The sequence below is a fragment of the Pseudomonas sp. SDT291_1_S447 genome (genome assembly GCF_054070155.1).
The window spans coordinates 1-1,324 of the sequence record NZ_JBSVXS010000262.1 but is presented as its reverse complement, the minus strand read 5'-3'; the positions used below and the strand labels follow the sequence as shown (position 1 = coordinate 1,324).

Sequence of the window (1,324 nt, the reverse complement as noted above, 5' to 3'; positions counted from 1 at the left end):
AGCGCCCGAGCTTAAAGAAACCTTCTTGGCATTCAGCCAATCCGCCGTTCGTGCCCTGCAAGGCCGTGGCCGAATCACGGCGGCGCTGCTATGACTAAGCTGCAAGGGCTGACCACCTACCTACGGGAACGCCGTCTGGTCGCGCCTGAACAGCTCGACAGTTTCACCGAGCAGGTGAAGCTCTCGCTGATCTGGAAACCCGACGTCGACGGCATGCACTTTGCCGACATGCACTATCGCGCCGCGATTGTCCTGGAGCGTTTCGCGGACCATCCGGCGCGCCTGATGGCTCTGGTTGGGAGTTGGTTGGAAAACCACGACACCAACCGCGACCACCATGAACTGCCGGCGCCGGAGTTCCTTGTAGAGCCGTTGGACAACGATCTCTTCGACGTGGAAATCACTCTGGAGTTTGTCGAGCCGCAGTATCTGGCCGAAGACCCTGCCGGCGAGATCGACGCCTTCGGTAAGACCTGGGCTTTCGTCCCGTTTGACCTGTGGGTTGCCGAGAACGGCGAGGTGGCCACCGGTGAGCGCTAATCCGTGCGACCTCGATGTCAGGGGCCTACTCAACGTCGACGCTCAACTGGCGCTGCTGGAGCTGCCGCCGGTGCTGCGCCGTCGTCTGCTGAACAACGTGACCAAGCGCGTGCGCTCGATGAGCCGCAAGCGTCAGCGCGCCCAGCAAAACGTCGACGGCTCGCCGTTCGCTGAACGCAAGGGATCAGCCAAGGGCAAGAAAAAGATGGAAGCCGGGCTGGCCAAGCTGCTGCAAGTCACGCGAGTCAGCGCCGACGAAGCCGAACTGGGTTGGAAAAATGCGCTGACTCGCTGGGTCGCCACGCAACAACACAACGGTGCTACCGAGCGGCGCACGGCTGCCCAGATGCGCCGCTGGAACACCGTTCCGCCTGGCATCGCATGCACTGAAAAGCAAGCGAAACGCCTGCGCCGGCTGGGTTTGCGTGTTCGCCAGAAGGGCAAAAAGACTCCGGCCAGGCCTTCGGTTGCATGGATTCAACAGCATGTGAACTACGCCAAGGCCGGTCTGCTGATCCGCATTCTGAAGGATGAGAAAACCGAGACATCTGGCGCGCAAAGCTGGGACATCACCCTGCCAAAACGTCAGTTCCTCGGCGTGGCAACTGGCAATGAAACCCGCGAGCTGGTTAACCAGGTCTTTCAACAAATCCTAACTTCACCCCGTTAACGAGGCACTACATGGCACTCGGTCAAGTCACCGTCGACAACCTCAATCTAGGCCAGGGTGCCGTGACAGAGGTTGAGCGTTACTTTCTTTTCATCGGCCCCGCCGCCAAAAACG

At 60.3% G+C, this 1,324-nt stretch carries 3 protein-coding genes and 1 pseudogene; all 4 read left to right on the top strand.

Going from position 1 to position 1,324, the window contains the following annotated elements:
- A pseudogene (locus tag ACW9IR_RS29410) lies at positions 1-94 on the top strand (head completion/stabilization protein); the annotation flags it as partial.
- A complete protein-coding gene (locus ACW9IR_RS29405) occupies positions 91-540 on the top strand; it encodes a phage tail protein (RefSeq protein WP_457466111.1) in 450 nt (149 codons plus the stop codon). The pseudogene ACW9IR_RS29410 and the gene ACW9IR_RS29405, both read left to right, overlap by 4 nt.
- On the top strand, positions 530-1,210 hold the full coding sequence (locus tag ACW9IR_RS29400) for a virion morphogenesis protein (RefSeq protein WP_457466109.1): 681 nt from the start codon (positions 530-532) through the stop codon (positions 1,208-1,210). Before ACW9IR_RS29405 ends, ACW9IR_RS29400 begins: the two co-directional genes overlap by 11 nt.
- Positions 1,211-1,221: 11 nt before the next feature.
- Positions 1,222-1,324 (top strand): DUF2586 family protein (locus ACW9IR_RS29395; protein WP_457466107.1); only part of this gene is annotated, 103 nt, incomplete at its 3' end.

What these genes read in the sequence shown, in the direction of transcription:
- ACW9IR_RS29405 (WP_457466111.1), top strand. Translation starts at nt 91, where the DNA reads ATGACTAAGCTGCAAGGGCTGACCACCTACCTACGGGAACGCCGTCTG.